The organism is Oceanisphaera litoralis (assembly GCF_016907015.1).
GTDB lineage: Bacteria > Pseudomonadota > Gammaproteobacteria > Enterobacterales > Aeromonadaceae > Oceanimonas > Oceanimonas litoralis.
On record NZ_JAFBBE010000014.1, the window covers coordinates 82,704 to 100,895 of the forward strand.

At 59.0% G+C, this 18,192-nt stretch carries 23 protein-coding genes and 1 tRNA gene; 15 read left to right on the forward strand and 9 right to left on the reverse strand.

Going from position 1 to position 18,192, the window contains the following annotated elements:
- Positions 1 to 55 precede the first annotated feature (55 nt).
- Both trxC and HNR62_RS10100 read right to left on the reverse strand, forming a co-directional pair.
- Positions 56 to 490 carry a thioredoxin TrxC gene (gene trxC / locus HNR62_RS10095; protein WP_204795967.1) on the reverse strand — a complete coding sequence of 145 codons (435 nt, stop codon included), beginning with the start codon at positions 488 to 490 and terminating at the stop codon, positions 56 to 58.
- Between the two features lie 2 nt (positions 491 to 492).
- Complete coding sequence (locus HNR62_RS10100; RefSeq protein WP_239552723.1) at positions 493 to 933, reverse strand: META domain-containing protein; 441 nt, start codon at positions 931 to 933, stop codon at positions 493 to 495.
- Between the two features lie 329 nt (positions 934 to 1,262).
- Between HNR62_RS10100 and HNR62_RS10105 the strand changes: the two genes are divergently transcribed.
- A tRNA-Pro gene (locus HNR62_RS10105) sits at positions 1,263 to 1,339 on the forward strand.
- A gap of 124 nt (positions 1,340 to 1,463) precedes the next feature.
- On the opposite strand, the gene HNR62_RS10110 is transcribed toward HNR62_RS10105, so the two are convergent.
- Entirely contained in the window at positions 1,464 to 1,679 is a 216-nt protein-coding gene (locus HNR62_RS10110) for an RNA-binding S4 domain-containing protein (RefSeq protein ID WP_204795968.1), read from the reverse strand.
- Positions 1,680 to 1,973: 294 nt separating this feature from the next.
- Here HNR62_RS10110 and HNR62_RS10115 point away from each other — a divergent pair, with 294 nt between their 5' ends.
- The 6 genes from HNR62_RS10115 (at position 1,974) to rmuC (ending at position 5,830) form a co-directional block, all read left to right on the forward strand.
- The gene (locus HNR62_RS10115) at positions 1,974 to 2,234 is read left to right on the forward strand and encodes a hypothetical protein (RefSeq protein WP_239552724.1); all 261 of its coding nucleotides are present in this window, start codon (positions 1,974 to 1,976) and stop codon (positions 2,232 to 2,234) included.
- Positions 2,235 to 2,266: 32 nt separating this feature from the next.
- Positions 2,267 to 2,836, forward strand: a complete 570-nt coding sequence (gene efpL, locus HNR62_RS10120; protein ID WP_204795969.1) for an elongation factor P-like protein EfpL — start codon at positions 2,267 to 2,269, stop codon at positions 2,834 to 2,836.
- Between the two features lie 83 nt (positions 2,837 to 2,919).
- Complete coding sequence (locus HNR62_RS10125; RefSeq protein ID WP_239552725.1) at positions 2,920 to 3,333, forward strand: DUF4399 domain-containing protein; 414 nt, start codon at positions 2,920 to 2,922, stop codon at positions 3,331 to 3,333.
- Positions 3,334 to 3,348: 15 nt separating this feature from the next.
- Positions 3,349 to 4,188: a PfkB family carbohydrate kinase gene (locus HNR62_RS10130; protein WP_204795971.1), complete on the forward strand. Its 840-nt coding sequence runs from the start codon at positions 3,349 to 3,351 to the stop codon at positions 4,186 to 4,188.
- Positions 4,189 to 4,247: 59 nt separating this feature from the next.
- Complete coding sequence (locus HNR62_RS10135) at positions 4,248 to 4,484, forward strand: hypothetical protein (RefSeq protein ID WP_204795993.1); 237 nt, start codon at positions 4,248 to 4,250, stop codon at positions 4,482 to 4,484.
- Positions 4,484 to 5,830, forward strand: a complete 1,347-nt coding sequence (rmuC, locus tag HNR62_RS10140; protein ID WP_204795972.1) for a DNA recombination protein RmuC — start codon at positions 4,484 to 4,486, stop codon at positions 5,828 to 5,830. The genes HNR62_RS10135 and rmuC overlap by 1 nt, the downstream gene beginning before the upstream one ends.
- A 12-nt stretch (positions 5,831 to 5,842) precedes the next feature.
- On the opposite strand, the gene trkA is transcribed toward rmuC, so the two are convergent.
- The 4 genes from trkA to def are packed head-to-tail and all read right to left on the reverse strand — an operon-like array spanning position 5,843 to position 10,013.
- Positions 5,843 to 7,219 (reverse strand): Trk system potassium transporter TrkA, encoded by a 1,377-nt coding sequence (gene trkA, locus HNR62_RS10145; RefSeq protein WP_204795973.1) that lies wholly within the window; start codon positions 7,217 to 7,219, stop codon positions 5,843 to 5,845.
- Positions 7,216 to 8,511, reverse strand: coding sequence for a 16S rRNA (cytosine(967)-C(5))-methyltransferase RsmB (rsmB, locus tag HNR62_RS10150; RefSeq protein ID WP_204795974.1), 1,296 nt, complete (start codon positions 8,509 to 8,511; stop codon positions 7,216 to 7,218). The genes trkA and rsmB overlap by 4 nt, the downstream gene beginning before the upstream one ends.
- A gap of 25 nt (positions 8,512 to 8,536) precedes the next feature.
- Entirely contained in the window at positions 8,537 to 9,481 is a 945-nt protein-coding gene (gene fmt, locus HNR62_RS10155; protein WP_204795975.1) for a methionyl-tRNA formyltransferase, read from the reverse strand.
- Positions 9,482 to 9,503: 22 nt separating this feature from the next.
- Positions 9,504 to 10,013, reverse strand: a complete 510-nt coding sequence (def, locus tag HNR62_RS10160; protein ID WP_204795976.1) for a peptide deformylase — start codon at positions 10,011 to 10,013, stop codon at positions 9,504 to 9,506.
- Positions 10,014 to 10,104: 91 nt separating this feature from the next.
- Here def and HNR62_RS10165 point away from each other — a divergent pair, with 91 nt between their 5' ends.
- From HNR62_RS10165 to hemF, 6 genes are read left to right on the forward strand one after another with little or no spacing between them, the layout of a single operon-like run.
- A complete protein-coding gene (locus tag HNR62_RS10165) occupies positions 10,105 to 11,313 on the forward strand; it encodes a LysM peptidoglycan-binding domain-containing protein (RefSeq protein WP_204795977.1) in 1,209 nt (402 codons plus the stop codon).
- The gene (dprA, locus tag HNR62_RS10170) at positions 11,294 to 12,391 is read left to right on the forward strand and encodes a DNA-processing protein DprA (RefSeq protein ID WP_204795978.1); all 1,098 of its coding nucleotides are present in this window, start codon (positions 11,294 to 11,296) and stop codon (positions 12,389 to 12,391) included. The genes HNR62_RS10165 and dprA overlap by 20 nt, the downstream gene beginning before the upstream one ends.
- A gap of 2 nt (positions 12,392 to 12,393) precedes the next feature.
- Positions 12,394 to 12,867 (forward strand): DUF494 family protein, encoded by a 474-nt coding sequence (locus tag HNR62_RS10175; protein ID WP_204795979.1) that lies wholly within the window; start codon positions 12,394 to 12,396, stop codon positions 12,865 to 12,867.
- A gap of 47 nt (positions 12,868 to 12,914) precedes the next feature.
- Positions 12,915 to 13,463: a DNA topoisomerase family protein gene (locus tag HNR62_RS10180; RefSeq protein WP_204795980.1), complete on the forward strand. Its 549-nt coding sequence runs from the start codon at positions 12,915 to 12,917 to the stop codon at positions 13,461 to 13,463.
- A 28-nt stretch (positions 13,464 to 13,491) separates the two neighbouring features.
- Entirely contained in the window at positions 13,492 to 14,055 is a 564-nt protein-coding gene (gene tsaC / locus HNR62_RS10185; protein WP_204795981.1) for an L-threonylcarbamoyladenylate synthase type 1 TsaC, read from the forward strand.
- 30 nt (positions 14,056 to 14,085) lie between these two features.
- Complete coding sequence (gene hemF, locus HNR62_RS10190) at positions 14,086 to 14,994, forward strand: oxygen-dependent coproporphyrinogen oxidase (protein ID WP_204795982.1); 909 nt, start codon at positions 14,086 to 14,088, stop codon at positions 14,992 to 14,994.
- Here hemF and hdfR read toward each other — a convergent pair.
- On the reverse strand, positions 14,991 to 15,845 hold the full coding sequence (gene hdfR, locus HNR62_RS10195; RefSeq protein WP_204795983.1) for an HTH-type transcriptional regulator HdfR: 855 nt from the start codon (positions 15,843 to 15,845) through the stop codon (positions 14,991 to 14,993). The genes hemF and hdfR overlap by 4 nt on opposite strands.
- A gap of 169 nt (positions 15,846 to 16,014) precedes the next feature.
- Between hdfR and aroE the strand changes: the two genes are divergently transcribed.
- Together aroE and HNR62_RS10205 are read left to right on the forward strand one after the other, a co-directional pair.
- Positions 16,015 to 16,839 carry a shikimate dehydrogenase gene (aroE, locus tag HNR62_RS10200; RefSeq protein WP_204795984.1) on the forward strand — a complete coding sequence of 275 codons (825 nt, stop codon included), beginning with the start codon at positions 16,015 to 16,017 and terminating at the stop codon, positions 16,837 to 16,839.
- Complete coding sequence (locus HNR62_RS10205) at positions 16,836 to 17,096, forward strand: DUF1488 family protein (protein ID WP_204795985.1); 261 nt, start codon at positions 16,836 to 16,838, stop codon at positions 17,094 to 17,096. The genes aroE and HNR62_RS10205 overlap by 4 nt, the downstream gene beginning before the upstream one ends.
- Before the next feature lie 90 nt (positions 17,097 to 17,186).
- Here the strand turns inward: HNR62_RS10205 and HNR62_RS10210 are convergent, their stop codons facing one another.
- Positions 17,187 to 17,726, reverse strand: a complete 540-nt coding sequence (locus tag HNR62_RS10210; RefSeq protein WP_204795986.1) for a gamma carbonic anhydrase family protein — start codon at positions 17,724 to 17,726, stop codon at positions 17,187 to 17,189.
- Positions 17,727 to 18,192 lie beyond the last annotated feature (466 nt).

Here is an 18,192-nt window from a genome sequence, read left to right on the forward strand (position 1 = left end):
ACTCAATTTCTTCCTCGAACAGGCTTCCTCGGGCGCGGTCGGGTTTGCTTTTCATTTACCCCATCAGAGCCTGCAACCATTGTCGCAGTTGGCCGGCGGAGAGGGCGCCGGACTGGCGGGCGATTTCCTTGCCGTGATGAAAAGCGATCAGGGTAGGAATAGAGCGGATGCCGAAGCGAGCGGCCGCCGCCTGGTAGGCTTCGGTGTCCAGCTTGGCCAGCCGCAGCCGGCCATTCACCTCGCCTGCGGCGGCAGCAAACACCGGTGCCATGCTCTGGCAGGGGCCGCACCAGGGCGCCCAGAAGTCGATCACCAGCGGCAGGGTTTCGTTGGCCAGCAGCCTGTCCAGCCTGGGGTCGTCCAGCGTCAGCGGCTGGGGCGGCAGCAGGGACTCTTTGCATTTACCGCATTTGGGTGCCTGTTGCAGTCGTTCGCCGGAAATCCGGTTCTTTGCCTGGCAGGCCGGGCAGATCAGGAAGTGTTCGCTCATGATTACATCCAGTCGGCCAGTTGATAGGTCAGGGTATATTGCTCGCCAACCAGCTCCAGCTGCTGGCCCCGGTTGTTGACGGTCGCGCCCTCGGCCAGGGTTTGCAGCACGGCGGTTTCTACTTGCTGCGCGACCGGGTCGCAGGCCATCTTGGTGCTGGCCAGGGGATCGGCTTTCAGACGATTCTGTTCCAGAGTGGCGCTGCCGAAGAAGCGGTTACAGCCGGCCATGCCGTTGATGGTGAAGTGCTCGGAAATTTCCAGATCCGATGTTATCTCGGCGTCGACGGGGACGCCGTTGATGGCGGTCAGATTCCAGTGGTGATGCTGCAGGCCGGACTCTACCACCTTGAGGCCGCCGCTACAGGCGGTCAGCAGCAGGGCGGTGGCGACGAGGCCTGTTTTCATGACCAGGGCTGCTTTTATGACCAGGGCTGTTTTCATACAGACTCCTTAATTGATTTGAGTATCATAGGTTCGTTGTGGACAGCCGTTGCAGCTTGTCCAGGGTGCAACGGCAGGCCTTGTGAACCAAGCAGTGCTCGACGACAGGGTGTGGCCTATAAGGCCGACAACTGAAAAAGGCGATGTTCACCGGAGGTGACTCCATCAGGGTTCATGATTCAATGATAGTGAACAGCCGGCGACCGTTTTTCAAGGTCCGGCGGCCGGATGCCAGTGCCGTGCCGGTACCCGGCGGCACCTAAATAGAACCGGTGCTTAAAAATAGCTTGCAACAATACCGTCATTTATGTAAATTCTCGCTCCGTTGACGGCATGTAGCGCAGCTTGGTAGCGCACTTCGTTCGGGACGAAGGGGTCGGAGGTTCGAATCCTCTCATGCCGACCAGATTCACAAAAAGGGCTCATCAAATGATGGGCCCTTTTTGTTTTCCGGCGTTTGCCGTCAGCGGTGTAGCAGGCGAGGCGGGTTCACCGGTTCGGGGCTCGTTCCCAAGCCCCGCCCATCACCATTATTCGGTAACCTCGACCTCTTGACCGTTAAAGCTGACGTGCTGTCCTGCCACTATCTTGCAGCGCTTGCGCACTTCTATTTCGCCATTTACCCGTACCAGTCCCTCATCGATCACCCTCTTGGCCATGGCGCCCGAGTCGCACCAGCCGAGCACTTTCAGCAGATTGTGCAGGGGAATGAAGGCATGTCCTTCTAGACTGAATTGTTCGTTCATAAACTTCTCTTGTATGGTGTATTGATTGAGCCAAAACCTTAAAAATAGATTTTAAGCGTTGTGTCCAGGAGTTGAAGGTCGTTCTGGTGATGGTTTTTGTGCTGTTTCCGGAAATCTTGGGCCTGATGATTGGTTCAGATAACGCCACTCACTGTGCTTCAATATGCCGGCAGGTTTGTGTTCGGGATTGTACACACCCCCCCTTTCGGGCTGACCGTGCCATTCTGGGGCTGGTGATGTCCAGCGGTGTATTTGCGTCCTTTTTTCGGTATCAGGTGTTCTCAAGAGGTAATTATGTCCGGATTACTGCCCAATATCGACCCCGATGGCCTGCTGGAATATTCGGTGGTGTATACCGATAGATCCCTGAACCATATGTCGCCGCGCTTTCGGCAGGTGATGTGCGATATCTCCGCCAGTCTCAAGGAGCTGTATCAGGCCCATTCGGTGATCGTGGTGCCTGGCAGCGGTACCTTCGGCATGGAGGCGGTGGCGTGTCAGTTTGCCACCGATCAGGATCAACAAGCCCTGGCCCAAACGTTGCGGCTTGGCTAAGATGCGACTTCGGACTTTTGTGGAGGTACGCCATGGCAAGGGCAAACGAAGTTAAAAAAGGCATAGTGATCGAACTGGACGGCAAGCTGCTGCTGGTGCGTGATATCGATGTACAGAGCCCGAGCGCCCGTGGTGGTGCCACCCTGTACAAGATGCGTTTTACCGATCTCAAAACAGGGCTCAAGGTCGAGGAACGGTTCAAGGGCGACGACTTGCTCAACACCGTCGAGCTGCAGCGGCGCAACGTGGTGCTGTCTTATGTGGACGGTGAAGAGCATGTCTTTATGGACAACGAAGATTACAGCCAGTACCCGATCCGCAGTGCCGACATTAGCGATGAACTGCTGTTTCTGGATGAAAGCACCCAGGGCACTCAGGCACTGTTGGTGGACGGCCAGGTCATCGGCCTGGAACTGCCGCAAATGGTGGAGATGGTGATAGTCGATACCACTCCCGAACTTAAGGGCGCTTCCGCCTCGGCGCGCACCAAGCCGGCTACTTTCGCTACCGGCCTGACCGTTCAGGTGCCGGAATACCTGAAAATCGGTGACAAGGTGCGTATTCATACCACGGAACGGCGTTATACCAGTCGGGCTGATTGAGTCTGTCAGGGGCGGCCGAAATGGCGGGCCTCCATCATCCAGCTGCTATGCTTGGACGGTATTATCCACCGGGAGTCATGATGATGAAAAAAACGAGTCTAGTTGGTGCCGCCACCTTGCTGGCGGCTTTATCTGTATCCGCCACCCCGGCACCGGAAGGGGCCAGAGTCTATTTCATCAGCCCGGCCGATGGTGAGCAGCTGGGCGCAGAGTTTACAGTACGCTTCGGCCTGGAAGGCATGGGCGTGGCGCCCGCCGGCACGGAGCAGGAGGGTACCGGTCATCATCATCTGTTGATCAATGCCCAGCCGATGCCGGATTTGACTATGCCGCTGCCCGCCAGCGACCAGGTGCGGCATTTCGGTGGCGGTCAGACCGAAACCCGGCTCAGCCTGCCGCCGGGAGACTACCGATTACAACTGGTGCTGGGAGACGCGCAGCATGTTCCGCATCAGCCACCGGTGATGTCGGAGGTTATCCAGGTCACGGTGAAATAGCGTCAAGGGTGTTGAATGGCAAAAATACGGCTGCTGGCCAATCTGAATTGCGACCATGTATTGTTGTTGAACGAGACACTGGTCGCCGGCGGCCGCCTCTTGTATCGGGATCAGGGGTGTCGGTTGGGTGGCGGTGCGGCGAACACCGGCATTGGCTTGTTGTGGGCCGGACATGAGGTGAGCATTGCCGCCCGGGTCGGCAACGATGCCACCGGTGACTGGCTGCGGCAGCAAGCCGCCGAGCTGGGGCTGGATATTACCCATGTGGAGCAGTTTGACGGGGCAACCGGTGAGCTGTTGGTGCTAATCGACAGTCTGGGCGAACGTACCATATTGCGACAACATCGGCGGCCGGCGCTGCCCGGTGGCCTGCCCACGGAGCCGGTGGACTGCCTGTACGTCAATTATGACGGCGGTGATGTCGGCGCTTACATGGCGCAGATGGCGGAACACAGTCTGGTGGTCAGCCAGTATCCCGGGGGCGGTCGCTGGTCCCGGCCCTGCCAGGTGATGATTGCCTCTGCCGCCGATCTGGCCCGGCAGCAGAACCTGTTCGGCCATGCCCGGGAGCTGGCCGGTGAGCGGCTGCAATGGCTGGTGGTGACGCACGGCGAACAGGGTGCCGAGGCGTTTTCTGCCGAGCAGCACATTCGGGTGCCGGCCCGTCCCGTGTCGGTGGTGGATGCCACCGGTGCCGGCGACGCCTTTGCCGGTGGCCTCATTCATGGTCTGGTAGCGGGCCTGTCGATGTCGGCGACATTGATGCAGGCCGGGCAGTGGGCCGCCTATACCCTGTCTTCCAGCAGCTCCATTCCGTCGGAACAGTTAAAGAGCTATCTGCGCCGTTCCGGCTGAATTCCGTCGTGGTCGCTGTTAAGCTGTTGCCTGATCATCGGTATATTGGGACTCACACCTTGGATAACGGCTTCTTTATTGCATTTCTCGGTCATTGCTGGCGCTGGTCGGTATTCCTGATGTTTCCGCTGTTGTTATTTCTGTACAGCCAGGTTAGCGGGCTGCCGCTGGCGGAGTTCGATAATGGCGTTAATCAACACAAGTGGCTGATTATGCTGTGCTATCTTCTCTATGTTTTGCTCTGGTTGCGCTTTAACCGGCGGGTACTGGCCATGCTTGAACAGCGGAGGCGTTGATGCTGACCGACACCTGGCCCTACCTGCTGGCAGCGGCGGCAGCCCTGGCCGGCTGGGGACTGACCCGACTCGGAATGGGCACCCGGCTGCAACTGCTGGCCCAGCAGAACCGGCAGCTGCAGGAACAGCTGAACGAACGCGGTGGTGAGCTGCAGGACACCCGGCAGCGACTGGATCAGCAGCAGCAACTGGTGCTGAAAATGAACGGCCGGCTCAAGGAATATGAAACCCTGCTGCGTCAGGAGCGGCAGTGGGCGGCGGAAAAGCAGGCCCAGTTCGAGGCGAGCGAGGCTCGACTGGGACAGCAGTTCGAAAACCTGGCCCAGCGTATCTTCGAGCAGAAAACCCACAACTTCCGCGAGCTGAACCAGAGCAGTCTGGATGGGCTGCTGTCGCCGCTGCGTGAGCAGCTGGAAGGCTTTCGTCGCAACATGCAGGAAACCTATGCGGACGAAAGCCGCCAGCGCCACAGCCTCAAATTCGAAATCGAGCGGCTGGCCGAGCTGCATCGGCAGATGAGCGTGGATACCGCCGCCCTGACCCGGGCGCTGAAAGGCGACAGCAAGCAGCAGGGCAACTGGGGCGAGGTGGTCCTGTCGCGGGTGTTGTCCGAATCCGGACTGCGCGAAGGCCACGAATACAGCACCCAGCTTAGTCTGAACAACGCCGAGGGCAAGCGTTATCAGCCGGATGTGGTGATGCACCTGCCGCAGGACAAGGACATCATCATCGACGCCAAGGTCTCTCTCACCGCCTATGAGCGCTACTTCAACGGCGAAGACCCGGCCGAGCGGGAACAGGCGCTGCGCGATCACGTCACCTCGGTGCGGGGGCATATTCGCGAGCTGGGGCGCAAGGACTATCAGCACCTGCAGGGGGTGAGAACCCTCGACTATGTGCTGATGTTCGTGGCGGTGGAGCCGGCCTTTCTGGTAGCGGTAGAAGCGGATCCGGGCCTGGTGAAATACGCTTTGGATCACAATATATTGCTGGTCAGCCCCACCAATCTGCTGGTGGCATTACGCACCATAGAAAATCTGTGGCGGGTGGAGCGGCAAAACCAGAATGCGCGCAAGATTGCCGAATCGGCGGGCAAGATCTATGAAAAACTGCGCCTGTTCACGGAAGACATGGAAGCCATAGGGCAGTCGTTGCAACGGGCCGACGATAATTACCAACGTGCCATGAAGAAACTGACCAGCGGCCGCGGCAACCTGATCCGTCAGGCCGAGGCGTTTCGCGAGCTGGGGGTGGAAGTCACCAAACCCCTGCCCGAACACCTGAGGGAAAGGGCGGCCGAGGAAGCGCCGCTGCATTCCCTGCCCGGCGGCCGGGCGGCAGAGTAGGGGCTGTTGACCTTAAAGGAAGAAGGGGCTGGGCTGGAACAGCCGCTCCACTTCCGGAATGAATTTCTTGTCTACCAGAAACAGCACCACATGATCGTCCTGTTCGATTACCGTCCTGTCGTGGGCGATCAGTACCTCGTCGCCGCGCACTATGGCGCCTATGGTGGTGCCGGGGGGCAGCTTGAGCTCACCGACCTGGCGGCCCACTACCTTGGACGTGGCCCTGTCACCGTGGGCGATGGCCTCGATGGCCTCGGCCGCGCCCCGCCGCAGGGAATAGACGTTGACGATGTCGGCCCGGCGCACGTGGGTCAGCAGTGCCGAAATGGTGGCCTGCTGGGGCGAGATGGCCACGTCGATGCTGCCGCCCTGCACCAGATCGACGTAGGCGCCGCGCTGGATCAGCACCATCACCTTTCTGGCGCCCAGCTTCTTGGCCAGCATGGCCGACATGATGTTGGCCTCGTCCTTGTTGGTGACGGCGATGAACACGTCCACCTGATCGATATGCTCTTCCATCAGCAGTTCCTGATCGGCGGCGTCACCGCAGAAGACGATGGTCTGTTCCAGCAGCTCGGAAAGCTGCTCGGCTCTTCTGGGGTTGTGCTCGATAAGCTTGACCGAATAGTGCTTTTCCAGGCGACGGGCCAGACCGGCACCTATGTTGCCGCCGCCGACGATCATGATGCGCTTGTAGTCACGTTCGAGCCGTTGCAGTTCCGACATCACGGCGCGGATGTGGCCGCTGGCGGCGACGAAAAACACCTCGTCGTCGGCCTCGATAATGGTGGTGCCCTGGGGGCGTATCGGCCTGTCCTGACGGAAAATGGCCGCCACCCGGGTGTCGATGGTGGGCATGTGCTCGCGCAGGGTAGACAGGGCATTACCCACCAGGGGGCCGCCGTAATAGGCCTTGAGTGCCACCAGACCCACCTTGCCTTCGGCGAAGTCGACCACCTGCAGGGCGCCCGGGTACTGGATAAGCCGATAGATGTATTCGGTCACCAGTTGCTCGGGGGCGATCAGGTTGTCGACCGGCAGCGCCTCGTTGAGAAACAGTCGCTCCCGCTCGGCCAGAAATTCCGGCGAGCGGATCCGGGCCACCTTGTTGGGGGTGTTGAACAGCGAATAGGCTACCTGGCAGGCAATCATGTTGGTTTCGTCGCTGCTGGTCACCGCCACCAGCATGTCCGCATCCTGGGCACCGGCTTCGCGCAGTACATTGGGGTAGGCACCGTGGCCGGTGACCACCCGCAGATCGTATTTGTCCTGCAGCTCCCGCAACCGCTCGCTGTCGGTATCGACGATGGTGATGTCGTTATTCTCGCCCACCAGGTTTTCCGCCAGGGTTCCCCCTACCTGACCGGCGCCGAGAATGATGATTTTCATTGCAATTTACTCAGCCTGGCGTAGTAGAAGCCATCCCGCTGTTCGGCGCCCGGCAGCAATTGCCAGCCCGGTTGTTCGATGGAATCGCCCGGATGCAGGGGCTGATGACGGGCATCCGGGGTGCGGCTTAAAAACGCCTTGATCTGGGCGCTGTTCTCGTCCGGCAGGATGGAACAGGTGGCGTAGAGCAGGGTGCCGCCGGGCTTGAGTTGCTGCCAGAGCGCATCCAGGATCTGCGCCTGCAGAGCAGCCAGCTGGGCGATATCGTCCGGGCGGCGCAGCCACTTGATGTCCGGATGGCGGCGAATCACGCCGGTGGCCGAGCAGGGGGCGTCCAGCAGGATGCGATCGAAGGCCGGTCCCTGCCACCAGTCGGCAGGCCGGGCGGCGTCGCCCTGTATCACGGTGGCCTGCAGCCCGATGCGGTCCAGATTCTGGTGTACCCGCTTCAGCCGTTCGCCGTCCATGTCCACGGCCACCAGCCGGGCCAGCGCCGGCTGACGCTCGAGAATATGGGCGGTTTTGCCACCGGGAGCGGCACAGGCATCGAGCACGGTCTCGCCGGGAGCGGCATCCAGCAGCTGGGCGGCCATCTGTGCCGCGGCATCCTGTACCGAGCTGTGACCCAGCTCGAAACCGGGCAGGGTGGCTACATCGACCGGCCGCGCCAGACGCAGGGCGCCGTCGGCCAGGTTGTCGGGCTCGGCTTCCTGACCGGCTTGTTGCAACTGCGTCAGGTAGTCTTCGCGCGAGTGATGGCGCTGATTGACCCGAATCCACATCGGCGGATGCTGGTTATTGGCCTCGAGGATGTCCTGCCACTGCTCGGGATAGGCCTGTTGCAGGCGCTTGACCAGCCAGTTGGGGTGGGCCAGGCGTAACTGGGGCAGGGCGTCGACCTTGGCGGTCAGCTCGTTCTGTTGGCGCTGAACGTTGCGCAGCACGCCGTTGACCATACCCTTGAAGGGGTCGGCTTTCAGCAGTTTGCAGGCGTTGACGGTTTCCGCCAGGGCGGCGTGAGCCGGTATTCGGGTATAAAGCAGCTGATAGATGCCTACCAGCAGCAGCGAGTGCACCGGCTGATATTTGCCCTTGAGCGGCTTGTCCAGCAACTGCTTGGCGATGGCGTCGAGTCGGCTGTACCAGCGCAGGGTGCCGAAACACAGCTCCTGCAGCAGGGCGCGATCCTTGGCGGCCACTTCCTGCTGATAACGCGGCAGCAGGGTAGATAACGATTGGCCTTGATTGAGTACCTGATGAAGGATCTTGGCCGCGGCGGCACGGGTTTTCATATAATTACCACTGAGTTGAGTGTGTTCACGCCAGGCGATTGCCGGGCTGGAACCAGTCCTTGCGGGCGTTGAGCAGATCCTGGCAGGCCATGGCTTTCTTGCCCGGCGGCTGCAGGCTGAGCAGGCGCAGCACACCGGTGCCGGTGGCGACATCGATGCCGGCCTTGCCGGCCCGGATGAGGGTGCCGGGCGCCTGGTCGCTGTTTTCATCGAGTACTTCTGCCTGCCAGACCTTGATGTTGTGCTCGTCCACCATGAAATAGCTGACCGGCCAGGGATTGAAGGCGCGTACGTTGCGTTCGAGCTGCTTGGCCGGCAACTGCCAGTCGATGCGCGCCTCTTCCTTGGACAGCTTTTCCGCGTAGTTGGCTAACGCGTCGTCCTGGGGCTCGGCGGTGATGCTGCCATCGGCTATTCGGGTCAGCGCCTGTAACAGCGCCTCGGGACCTATGTCGGCCAGCTTGTCATACAGGCTGGCGGATGTATCTTCAGGGGTGATCGGCAGGCGGGCCAGGTGCAGCATGTCGCCGGTATCCAGCCCCTTGTCCATCTGCATGATGGTCACGCCGGTTTCCCGGTCGCCGGCCCAGATGGCGCGCTGAATGGGGGCAGCGCCACGCCAGCGTGGCAGCAGAGAGCCATGTACATTGATGCAGCCCAGGCGCGGTGCGTCCAGCACCACCTGCGGCAGGATCAGACCATAGGCCACCACCACCATGATGTCGGCGTTGAGGGCGGCAAGCTGCTGTTGTGCCTCTTCGTTGCGCAGGCTCTGGGGCTGAAACACCGGAATACCGGCCTGTTCGGCGGCGACCTTGACCGGGCTGGGGGTCAGCTTCTTGCCGCGGCCGGCGGGGCGGTCCGGCTGGGTATAAACGGCAATGATGTTGTGTTCCGAGCCGAGCAGCGCCTGCAGGTGGCGGGCGGCGAAGTCCGGGGTGCCGGCAAAAATGATATTGAGTTTGCTCAAGGGGCGTCCTTTATTATTGGAATTATTGTGCTTCTTGCTTGGCAAGCTTTTCCATTTTCTGGCGTATGCGCTGGCGCTTGAGCGGAGACAGGTAATCGACAAACAGCTTGCCGATCAGGTGATCCATTTCATGTTGTATGCAGATGGCCAGCAGATCGTCGGCTTCCAGCTCAAAGGTCTGGCCATGACGATCCTGGGCCCGGATCTTGATGCGCTCGGCTCTTTCCACCAGGGCGCGGGCACCGGGAACCGACAGACAACCTTCCTCTATGCCGGTACTGCCGCTTTGTTCGAGCACTTCCGGGTTGATCAGCACCAGCTGTTGCTGCCGATCTTCGGAGACATCGATCACGATCAGCCGTTGATGAAAGTCCACCTGGGTCGCCGCCAGGCCGATGCCCTCTTCGGCGTACATGGTTTCAAACATATCATCTACCATTTGCTGTAACATCGGTGTGAACTCGGTGACGGGTTTGGCGATGGTACGCAGCCGCTCATCGGGAAAACGTAATACTTCTAACACTTTTGCCATGATTACCTTGCTTATTTCTGTATCGATACTGATAGTATTTTAGCCATGTAAGCGCATAAAAAACAGCAAGAGTTAACGTAAGGACATGGATGTGATGAAACTGGATGTGATGAAACAGAGAAGCCGATTTTTGCTCGGGTTGCTGGCGGGGTGTTGTTTTGGCCTGCAGGCCAGCAGTCTTGAACCGAATAACAGTCTTGAACAGAATAGCAGTCTTGAACCGAACAACCGGCTTGAACCGAATAACCGTCTTGAACCAAGTACCAGCCGTCTTGAGCTGAACGAGAGCTACCCCGAGCGCTACACGGTGCGCAAGGGAGACACCCTGTGGGATATTTCCGCCCACTTTCTTAAATCCCCCTGGCTGTGGCCAAAACTGTGGCAGGCGAACCAGCAGATAGCCAACCCCCACCTTATCTACCCGGGTGATGTGCTGCGGCTGATCTGGGTGAACGGCCAGCCCCGCCTGGTAAAAGGAGAAGGTGACAAGGTGGTGCGTCTTGCCCCCAGGGTACGCACCGAAAGTGCCGTGGCGACCATTCCGCTCAGTGCAATCATGAGCTTCGTTGACATCCATCGCATCATGTCACCGTCTTTATTTGGTCATGCACCTTATATCCTCGGCGATCAGCAGGGTCGGGAGGCCATGGTAAAAGCGTCGTCGGTCTATGTTCGTGGCCAACTGACGCCGGGCACCCTCTATGGGGTTTACCGCCCGCAGGAAATGCTGATCGATCGCTTTACTCGTGCCGAGCTGGGACAAAAAACGGCACTGGTCGGCACCCTGCTGGCGAAGGAGCAAGGGGGCTATCAAATGACCAGGGCACAGGTCGGCAGCATGAAGCAGGAGATGCGTCAGGGGGACAGGGTGCTGCCCCTGACCATGGATGGCGGCCTGGCCTCGTTTTACTATCCCCGGCCGGGACCGGCGCTCGATCAGGCCTACATTCTGGCCATCGGCACCGAGGGCAGTGTCACCGGACGCCATGGCGTCGTTTTTATCAACAAGGGGCAGGCGGATGGGGTCCGGTCCGGTGATCTCTATGCGGTGATGAAACCCGGGCCTGGTGTCTACGACGTCAACTCCGGCTCTTCCGGTCGCTTGAGTTATGCGAGTCAGGCGGGGGCCTATCTGCGTGCCGGTAGTCGGCCCGAGCAACTGCCGGCCGAGGCGGTAGCCCGTATTATGGTGTTCAAGGTGGACGAACAGACCAGTGCCGCCCTGGTGCTGGATAACAGGGAGCTGGTGCAGGCGAATTATCCGCTGGGCCATGTGAGCGATGCCGGATTCGGGTCTTGAGCAGCATCCGCTGCTGCCCTGGCTGGCGCTGCAGCATACCAGTGGCATAGGGCCGGTTCGGGCCATTCGGTTGCGCACCACACTCGGTGAGCAATGGTATCACTCCGGGCAACTGAGCTCCTGTGGCCTGAGCGAAGAGCAACAAGAACAGCTGCAGACCGTCCATGTTTCGATACTGGAATCCTTGCTGGAATGGCAGCAGCGGGCGCCGAATCGTCATATTTTATCGTGGGATGACGCAGCCTATCCCGAACAGCTCAAGGCGATCCCCGGAGCGCCGTTGCTGCTGTTCGTGGAAGGCGAGGTCCCGGCCCTGGCCCGGCCGCAAATCGCGGTGGTCGGTAGTCGTCACCCCTCCTATGTGGGCAGAGAAAACGCCAAAACACTGCTCCCTCCGCTGGTGGAAGCGGGAGCCGTTATCACTTCGGGGCTGGCGATAGGGATAGATGGCCTCAGTCACAGGGCGGCGCTGGACAGCGGAGGCCTCACCCTGGCGGTGCTGGGGTCGGGGCTGGATCTCTGTTATCCCAAACGGCATCGAGCACTGGCGGACGAAATGATCGACAAGGGGGGAGCGCTGCTGTCCGAATTCTATCCCTGGGTAGGGCCGCTGGCGCATCATTTTCCTCGCCGTAATCGCATTATCAGTGGCTTGAGTCTGGGGGTATTAATCATTGAGGCCGCCGAGCGCAGCGGTTCCCTGATCACCGCCCGTTACGCCATGGAGCAGGGACGGGAGGTGTTCGCCATTCCCGGTGCCCGGCAAAATCCGCAGGCCAGTGGCTGTAACCGTCTGATCCAGCAAGGGGCAAAACTGGTTTCCGAGGCCAGCGATATTCTCGAAGAGCTGGTGGCATTTTCGGTGGCGGCGATCAACATTCGGCCACCTGACACAGAGGAATTATTGCCTTATCCGGCGTTGTTGGATAACGTAGGTTTAGAGACAACGGCGGTGGATTTGATCGCGTCCCGTTGTCAGCAGCCGGTGCAGGAGGTACTTACCCGGTTGGTCGAGCTGGAGCTGGCTGGCTGGGTGGAGGCGGTACCCGGGGGTTATGTCAGAGCGAAGAGGGGCTGATCATGTTCGATGTACTTATGTACTTGTTCGAAACCTATATCCATACCGATGTAGACGCCATGGTGGAACAGGATGCTCTCGCCGATGAATTAACCCAGGCGGGCTTCCACAAGGAAGAGATCCTCAAGGCGCTGGCCTGGCTGGAACGCCTTGCCGAATTGCAGGAAGCGGAAGCAACGCCGACATGGGCGAGGTCCGCACCTGATTCATTCCGTATCTACACCCGGGAAGAGCTGTACAAGATCGACGCCGAAGGGCGTGGTTTCCTGTTGTTCCTCGAGCAGATCAAGGTGTTGAATGCCGAAACCCGGGAAATTGTCATCGATCGGCTGATGGAGCTGGATCCGCCGGAAATCGAGCTGGAGGACCTCAAGTGGGTGGTGATGATGGTGCTGTTCAATGTGCCCGGTAGCGAGTCGGCCTATCAGCAGTTGGAAGAGCTGATTTTCGAGCAACCGGAAGGGGCGGTTCACTGAAGGCGGCCGCGCTGTTAGAATTCGCTCAATGAATTCGGAGGCGCGGTATGTCGAAAATCGATTCCAGTCTGTTTAATACCCAGGATCATGGCCCTGATTGGGCCCATGATCCTTGTCCCCGGTGCGGCGGTACCCTGGAGTTGTGCCATGGTAAACATGGTGCCTTTGTCGGTTGTGCGTCCTACCCTGCCTGCGATTATCTGCGCCCGCTCAAGGTCATAGAACATGATCAGGATGTGGAGAAAGTGCTGGAAGGCAGCCAGTGTCCGCTATGCCATTATCCTCTTGCCATCAAGAAAGGCCGCTACGGCCTTTTCATCGGTTGTACTCATTATCCCGCCTGCCACCATGTGGCCGACATCAACGATCAGGGTCAGGCCGATCCGTCGTGCCCGGTCTGCAGCACAGGTCGGCTGGTGGCAAGAACCTCCCGCTATGGCAAGCGTTTCTATGCCTGCAATCATTATCCGGCCTGTCGCTATGTGATGAATGAGCGGCCGGTGGCCGAGTCGTGCCCCGAGTGCGGTTTTGGCATACTGGCGGAGCGCAAGGGCGGACTGCATTGCCCCAACAAGGGCTGTGGCTACCAGCGTTGAGTCGTTTTATGAAGGGAGTTGTCAGTTAATGAACCCGCAAGCAATGAACGCCGCGCTCGAGCAATTATGCCAGGGCGGCATCATCGGTTATGCCACCGAGGCGGTATTTGGCCTGGGCTGCGATCCCGATAATGGGGACGCCGTACGGCGGTTGCTCGAAATAAAACAGCGGCCAATAGAAAAGGGACTGGTGCTGATTGCCGCCGATTTCAGCCAGTTATTGCCCTACCTGGATTTGGCTGCCTTACCGGAGGGGCGGCTCGAGGTGATTCTCAATAGCTGGCCCGGTCCCTATACCTGGATTATTCCGGCCCGGCCCGAGGTGCCAACCTGGCTCAAGGGGCAGTTCGGCTCTCTGGCGGTCAGGGTAACGGCGCATCGGCAGGTTCACGATTTGTGTCTGGCCTTCGGCAAGCCCCTGGTCTCTACCAGTGCCAATAAAACCGGAGAGTCGCCGGCAAGAACCGAGCAACAGCTGGCGGAATTCATGGGAACCTCGCTCGACTATATCCTGCCCGGGCAGACGGATGGGCGCGCCAATCCGTCACTGATCAGGGATGGCATTACCGGCGCCGTGGTGCGCCCGGCCTGAATATCACATTGGAAACAAGAAGGAAAAGACATGAGCGGTAAACCGGATATCACGGCCGTTAAAGCATTTTTGCTGCAGTTACAGGATGATATTTGCACTCGGCTGGAGCAGGCGGATGGCACCGGTCGTTTCGAGCAAGACAGCTGGACGCGTGCAGAAGGCGGTGGTGGCCGTAGCCGGGTCTTGCGCAACGGCAGCGTGATCGAGCAGGGGGGTGTCAATTTCTCTCATGTTCATGGCACCGCCATGCCCGCCTCGGCCACGGCGCACCGACCCGAGTTGGCCGGCCGTTCCTTCGAGGCCATGGGGGTGTCTCTGGTCATCCACCCCCATAACCCTCATGTACCGACCAGTCATGCCAACGTCCGTTTCTTTATCGCCGAGAAAGAAGGCGCCGATCCGGTCTGGTGGTTTGGCGGTGGTTTCGATTTGACGCCCTATTATCCGGTGGAAGAAGACTGTCGGCACTGGCACCGGGTATCCCGGGATCTGTGTGCGCCTTTCGGGGAGCAGGTGTATCCGGAATACAAGGCCTGGTGCGATCGCTATTTTTATCTCAAGCACAGGGATGAAACCCGGGGCGTGGGCGGCCTCTTCTTCGATGATCTGAATCAGTGGCCCTTCGAGCGCTGTTTCGACTTTATGCAGGCCGTTGGCCAGGGTTATCTCGACGCCTATCTCCCTATTATCGAGTGGCGCAAAGACATCGCTTACGGCGAAGCCGAGCGACAGTTTCAGCTCTATCGGCGTGGCCGTTACGTGGAGTTCAACCTGGTGTATGACAGAGGCACGCTGTTTGGCCTGCAGACCGGGGGCAGAACCGAGTCCATTTTGATGTCGATGCCCCCGCTGGCGCGCTGGGAATATAACTGGCAACCGGAGCCGGGGTCGGCCGAAGCCCGGCTCAACGACTTTCTGGTGCCGAGAGACTGGATTTAATCGTTGGCGGTCTGGGGGCCAAACAGGGTGATCACCTGATCGATCAGTCCCTGGCGTTCCCCACCCGGCAGATAGGCCGCATAGACTTCCCGCTTGATGGAGGGAGTGTCGTCCACAATAAACAGCTGTTCCTGCTGTTGGTAGTTGCTGATCATGGAGCTGGGCAGAAAGGTGCTGCCGCCATGGTGCAGTAAATATTCAAGAGCGATACGAACCGACCCTGTATGCAACAGCGGCGGGGTCGCGGTATTGAACAGCTTGGCGTGCTGGGTATTGAAGGAGGTGCCCCAGTCGATGCGAATATAATCCTGGGCCATGGCCTTGGTGGTATCCAGACCCGGATAAGTGGAGACCAGCTGCAATTCCATGGTGTGGATGGCGATATGACGGACCCCCTCGATACGAGCCGGATCGGTCAGAAACGCCAGATCCAGGGTGCGGCCGAGCAGGGCGCGGGTCATTTGTTCCGGAGTACGGATATCGGCACGCAGTGACAGTGCCGGCAGTTCGCAGTAAAGCCGGTGCAATCCATCCTGCAGATAGGCATCCCACAGATTGGCGGTGCCGGCCACCGCCAGTTGCTGGGTCTGACGTTCGCTCAGGGCCACCTCGTGCTGGGCCCGGGCCCAGGCCAGCAGCATGGATTCGGCGTGAGGGATCAGCGCATCGCCGGAGGAGGTCAGCTGAATATTGTTACGCAATCGGGTAAACAGCGTGACCCCCAGCTGGCTTTCGAGCTGGCGGATCCGAAAACTGACTGCCGATGGCGTCAGGTAAAGGTGTTCCGCCGCCTTGCCGAAGTGGCGAGTGCGGGAAACTTCCAGAAAGGTCTTTAAGAGTTCAGTATCCAAGGCTAGCCACAGAATTTTTGTTCGTTAGCGCAAAATCTATTCGTTTCAGCAATTAATGCAACCAAAAAAGCGTCGGTGATGGCAATATTATCATTATTGCTGCCGATACCGATTGTCGTCAGGCCTTATTCGGTACCGGCGTTTACGCCCAGTTATGAGAGCAGAATTCATGGACAGATATGCCGTCATCGGTCATCCCATCAAGCACAGTCAGTCACCTTTTATTCATGGCCGTTTTGCCGAGCAAACCGGCGAACAACTCGACTATCAACGCCTGCTTGCGCCTCTCGATGGTTTTGCCGATACCCTGAGTCACTTTGCGCGCGAAGGCGGCAAGGGGTGCAACATCACGGTGCCGTTCAAGACCCAGGCCCTGGAGCTGGCAGCCGAATTGACGGAAAGAGCCCGCCTGGCGGGGGCCGTCAATACCCTGCATCTGCAGGCGGACGGGCGCTGGCTGGGGGATAACACCGATGGTGCCGGCCTGGTGCTGGATCTCAGGCGACTGGGTTTCCCCCTGGCCGGCGCCAGAATCCTGTTGCTTGGCGCCGGAGGCGCCGCTCGTGGAGCCCTGGCGCCCTTGTTGGCGGAACAACCGGCGCAACTGGTGGTGGCCAACCGTACCCGTGCCCGGGCCGAGGAGCTGGCACAGCATTTTGGCCGGCTTGGCAATATCAGCAGCGCGCCACTTGATACGCCCGGTACCGGTTTCGATATCATCATCAACAGCACCTCCGCCAGCCTGCAGGGAGAGGCGCTGTCACTCGACGCCGCCGTTTGCCATCCCGGGACCCGGGTCTACGATATGATGTATGGACGTGAAGAAACCGTCTTTCTCGCCTGGGCCAGGGAGCTTGGGTTGGAACATCGACATGATGGCCTGGGTATGCTGGTGGGGCAGGCTGCAGAGAGCTTTTATCTCTGGCGTGGCGTGCGGCCGGACATGATGCCTGTGTTGACATCATTGCGAGCCAAACTGGAGGCAGCAACATGAATCAGGACATTATTGTAGATGACGATCTCGACTGGCAACCGGAGCGACAGGGGATTGCCTTTACCGCTCACTGGCAGGGCCGAAAAGTCGACTGTTTTCTGGCGTTGGCACACCTGGAGCACATGACCGGCCAGAGCCTGATAGATGAAGGCAATATCATGCTGGCATTCGAGTCGGTACGTTTCGATATCGAAGAGCGGGTCGCCGAGCTGGTGGGAGAGGAAGCCTTTGCGCCCGACGGCGGCTTGTATCTATAAAGCTGTGAAGGGAAAGGCGTGAGAGGTGAGGCGTAGACCGGTATCTGCACGAAGTATCAGGTCTTTCCTTATAGCCTCACGCCTCACACCTTACTGTTGTTGCAGGTACTCGTTTTTAAGATGGACGTAGTTCGCCGCCGATTCGGGCAAAAATGCTTTTTCTTCCGCAGTTAATGGACGCGCCTGTTTGACCGGCGAGCCGACATACAGATAGCCCGACTCCAGTTTCTTCCCCGGTGGTACCAGACTGCCGGCGCCCAGAATCACATCATCGCCGATCTCGGCGCCATCCAGCACTATGGCTCCCATGCCGACCAGCACCCGGTTACCGATGACGCAGGCATGCAGCATCGCCTTGTGTCCGACGGTGACGTCCTCGCCAATCAGCAAGGGGAGTCCTTCCGGTCGCGCAGCGCTCTTGCGGGTGACATGCAGCACGGTACCGTCCTGAATATTGCTCCGGGCACCAATGCGGATCCGGTTGACGTCACCGCGAGCGGCCACCAGCGGCCAGATGCTGACGTCTTCTCCCAGCTCTATATCCCCATAGAGCACGGCGGAGGCTTCCACGAAGGCTCCCTTGCCCAGCATGGGGGTGATGCCGTTATAACTTTTCAATGGTGTGATCATGATTGACTCCCTAAAGGTGAACTCTGATGCAGCCATTTTAACGGCTTTATCAATAAAAACGAGGCTTCATTGTGGGTAACTCTGTGGTTAAGCTGTGTTTTTGCTGGGTTAATAAGCTAACGGTGTTCGGTGGCCTGTTTTTATCAAAAAAGCCCTTGCGCAAAATCCGCCGCTCCCTATAATGCGCATCCACTGACACGGGGCAACACGCCAACGGTCACAAGGGTTTGAGAGACAGAAGATTAAGTCGCTTTAAACGCTTGACGAACAATACGGAATGCGTAGAATACGCATCCCTGACCTGAACAAGGTCACGCTCTTTAACAATTTATCAAGCAAACTGTGTGGGCACTCGCAGGGAGTTGGGAAACAAAAAATATTGTTTTTCAATGTCTTGTTGGAGTGCAACTAGAAATAGCAGCAAACCAGATATATTCATTGAGCATCAAGTCTTTAATTGAAGAGT

Excerpts from the sequence above, each read along its gene's own strand:
- trxC (WP_204795967.1), bottom strand. The coding sequence starts at position 490 with ATGAGCGAACACTTCCTGATCTGCCCGGCCTGCCAGGCAAAGAACCGG.
- HNR62_RS10100 (WP_239552723.1), bottom strand. The coding sequence starts at position 933 with ATGAAAACAGCCCTGGTCATAAAAGCAGCCCTGGTCATGAAAACAGGC.
- HNR62_RS10110 (WP_204795968.1), bottom strand. The coding sequence starts at position 1,679 with ATGAACGAACAATTCAGTCTAGAAGGACATGCCTTCATTCCCCTGCAC.
- HNR62_RS10115 (WP_239552724.1), top strand. The coding sequence starts at position 1,974 with ATGTCCGGATTACTGCCCAATATCGACCCCGATGGCCTGCTGGAATAT.
- efpL (WP_204795969.1), top strand. The coding sequence starts at position 2,267 with ATGGCAAGGGCAAACGAAGTTAAAAAAGGCATAGTGATCGAACTGGAC.
- HNR62_RS10125 (WP_239552725.1), top strand. The coding sequence starts at position 2,920 with ATGAAAAAAACGAGTCTAGTTGGTGCCGCCACCTTGCTGGCGGCTTTA.
- HNR62_RS10130 (WP_204795971.1), top strand. The coding sequence starts at position 3,349 with ATGGCAAAAATACGGCTGCTGGCCAATCTGAATTGCGACCATGTATTG.
- rmuC (WP_204795972.1), top strand. The coding sequence starts at position 4,484 with ATGCTGACCGACACCTGGCCCTACCTGCTGGCAGCGGCGGCAGCCCTG.
- trkA (WP_204795973.1), bottom strand. The coding sequence starts at position 7,219 with ATGAAAATCATCATTCTCGGCGCCGGTCAGGTAGGGGGAACCCTGGCG.
- rsmB (WP_204795974.1), bottom strand. The coding sequence starts at position 8,511 with ATGAAAACCCGTGCCGCCGCGGCCAAGATCCTTCATCAGGTACTCAAT.
- def (WP_204795976.1), bottom strand. The coding sequence starts at position 10,013 with ATGGCAAAAGTGTTAGAAGTATTACGTTTTCCCGATGAGCGGCTGCGT.
- dprA (WP_204795978.1), top strand. The coding sequence starts at position 11,294 with ATGCCGGATTCGGGTCTTGAGCAGCATCCGCTGCTGCCCTGGCTGGCG.
- HNR62_RS10175 (WP_204795979.1), top strand. The coding sequence starts at position 12,394 with ATGTTCGATGTACTTATGTACTTGTTCGAAACCTATATCCATACCGAT.
- HNR62_RS10180 (WP_204795980.1), top strand. The coding sequence starts at position 12,915 with ATGTCGAAAATCGATTCCAGTCTGTTTAATACCCAGGATCATGGCCCT.
- tsaC (WP_204795981.1), top strand. The coding sequence starts at position 13,492 with ATGAACCCGCAAGCAATGAACGCCGCGCTCGAGCAATTATGCCAGGGC.
- hemF (WP_204795982.1), top strand. The coding sequence starts at position 14,086 with ATGAGCGGTAAACCGGATATCACGGCCGTTAAAGCATTTTTGCTGCAG.
- aroE (WP_204795984.1), top strand. The coding sequence starts at position 16,015 with ATGGACAGATATGCCGTCATCGGTCATCCCATCAAGCACAGTCAGTCA.
- HNR62_RS10205 (WP_204795985.1), top strand. The coding sequence starts at position 16,836 with ATGAATCAGGACATTATTGTAGATGACGATCTCGACTGGCAACCGGAG.
- HNR62_RS10210 (WP_204795986.1), bottom strand. The coding sequence starts at position 17,726 with ATGATCACACCATTGAAAAGTTATAACGGCATCACCCCCATGCTGGGC.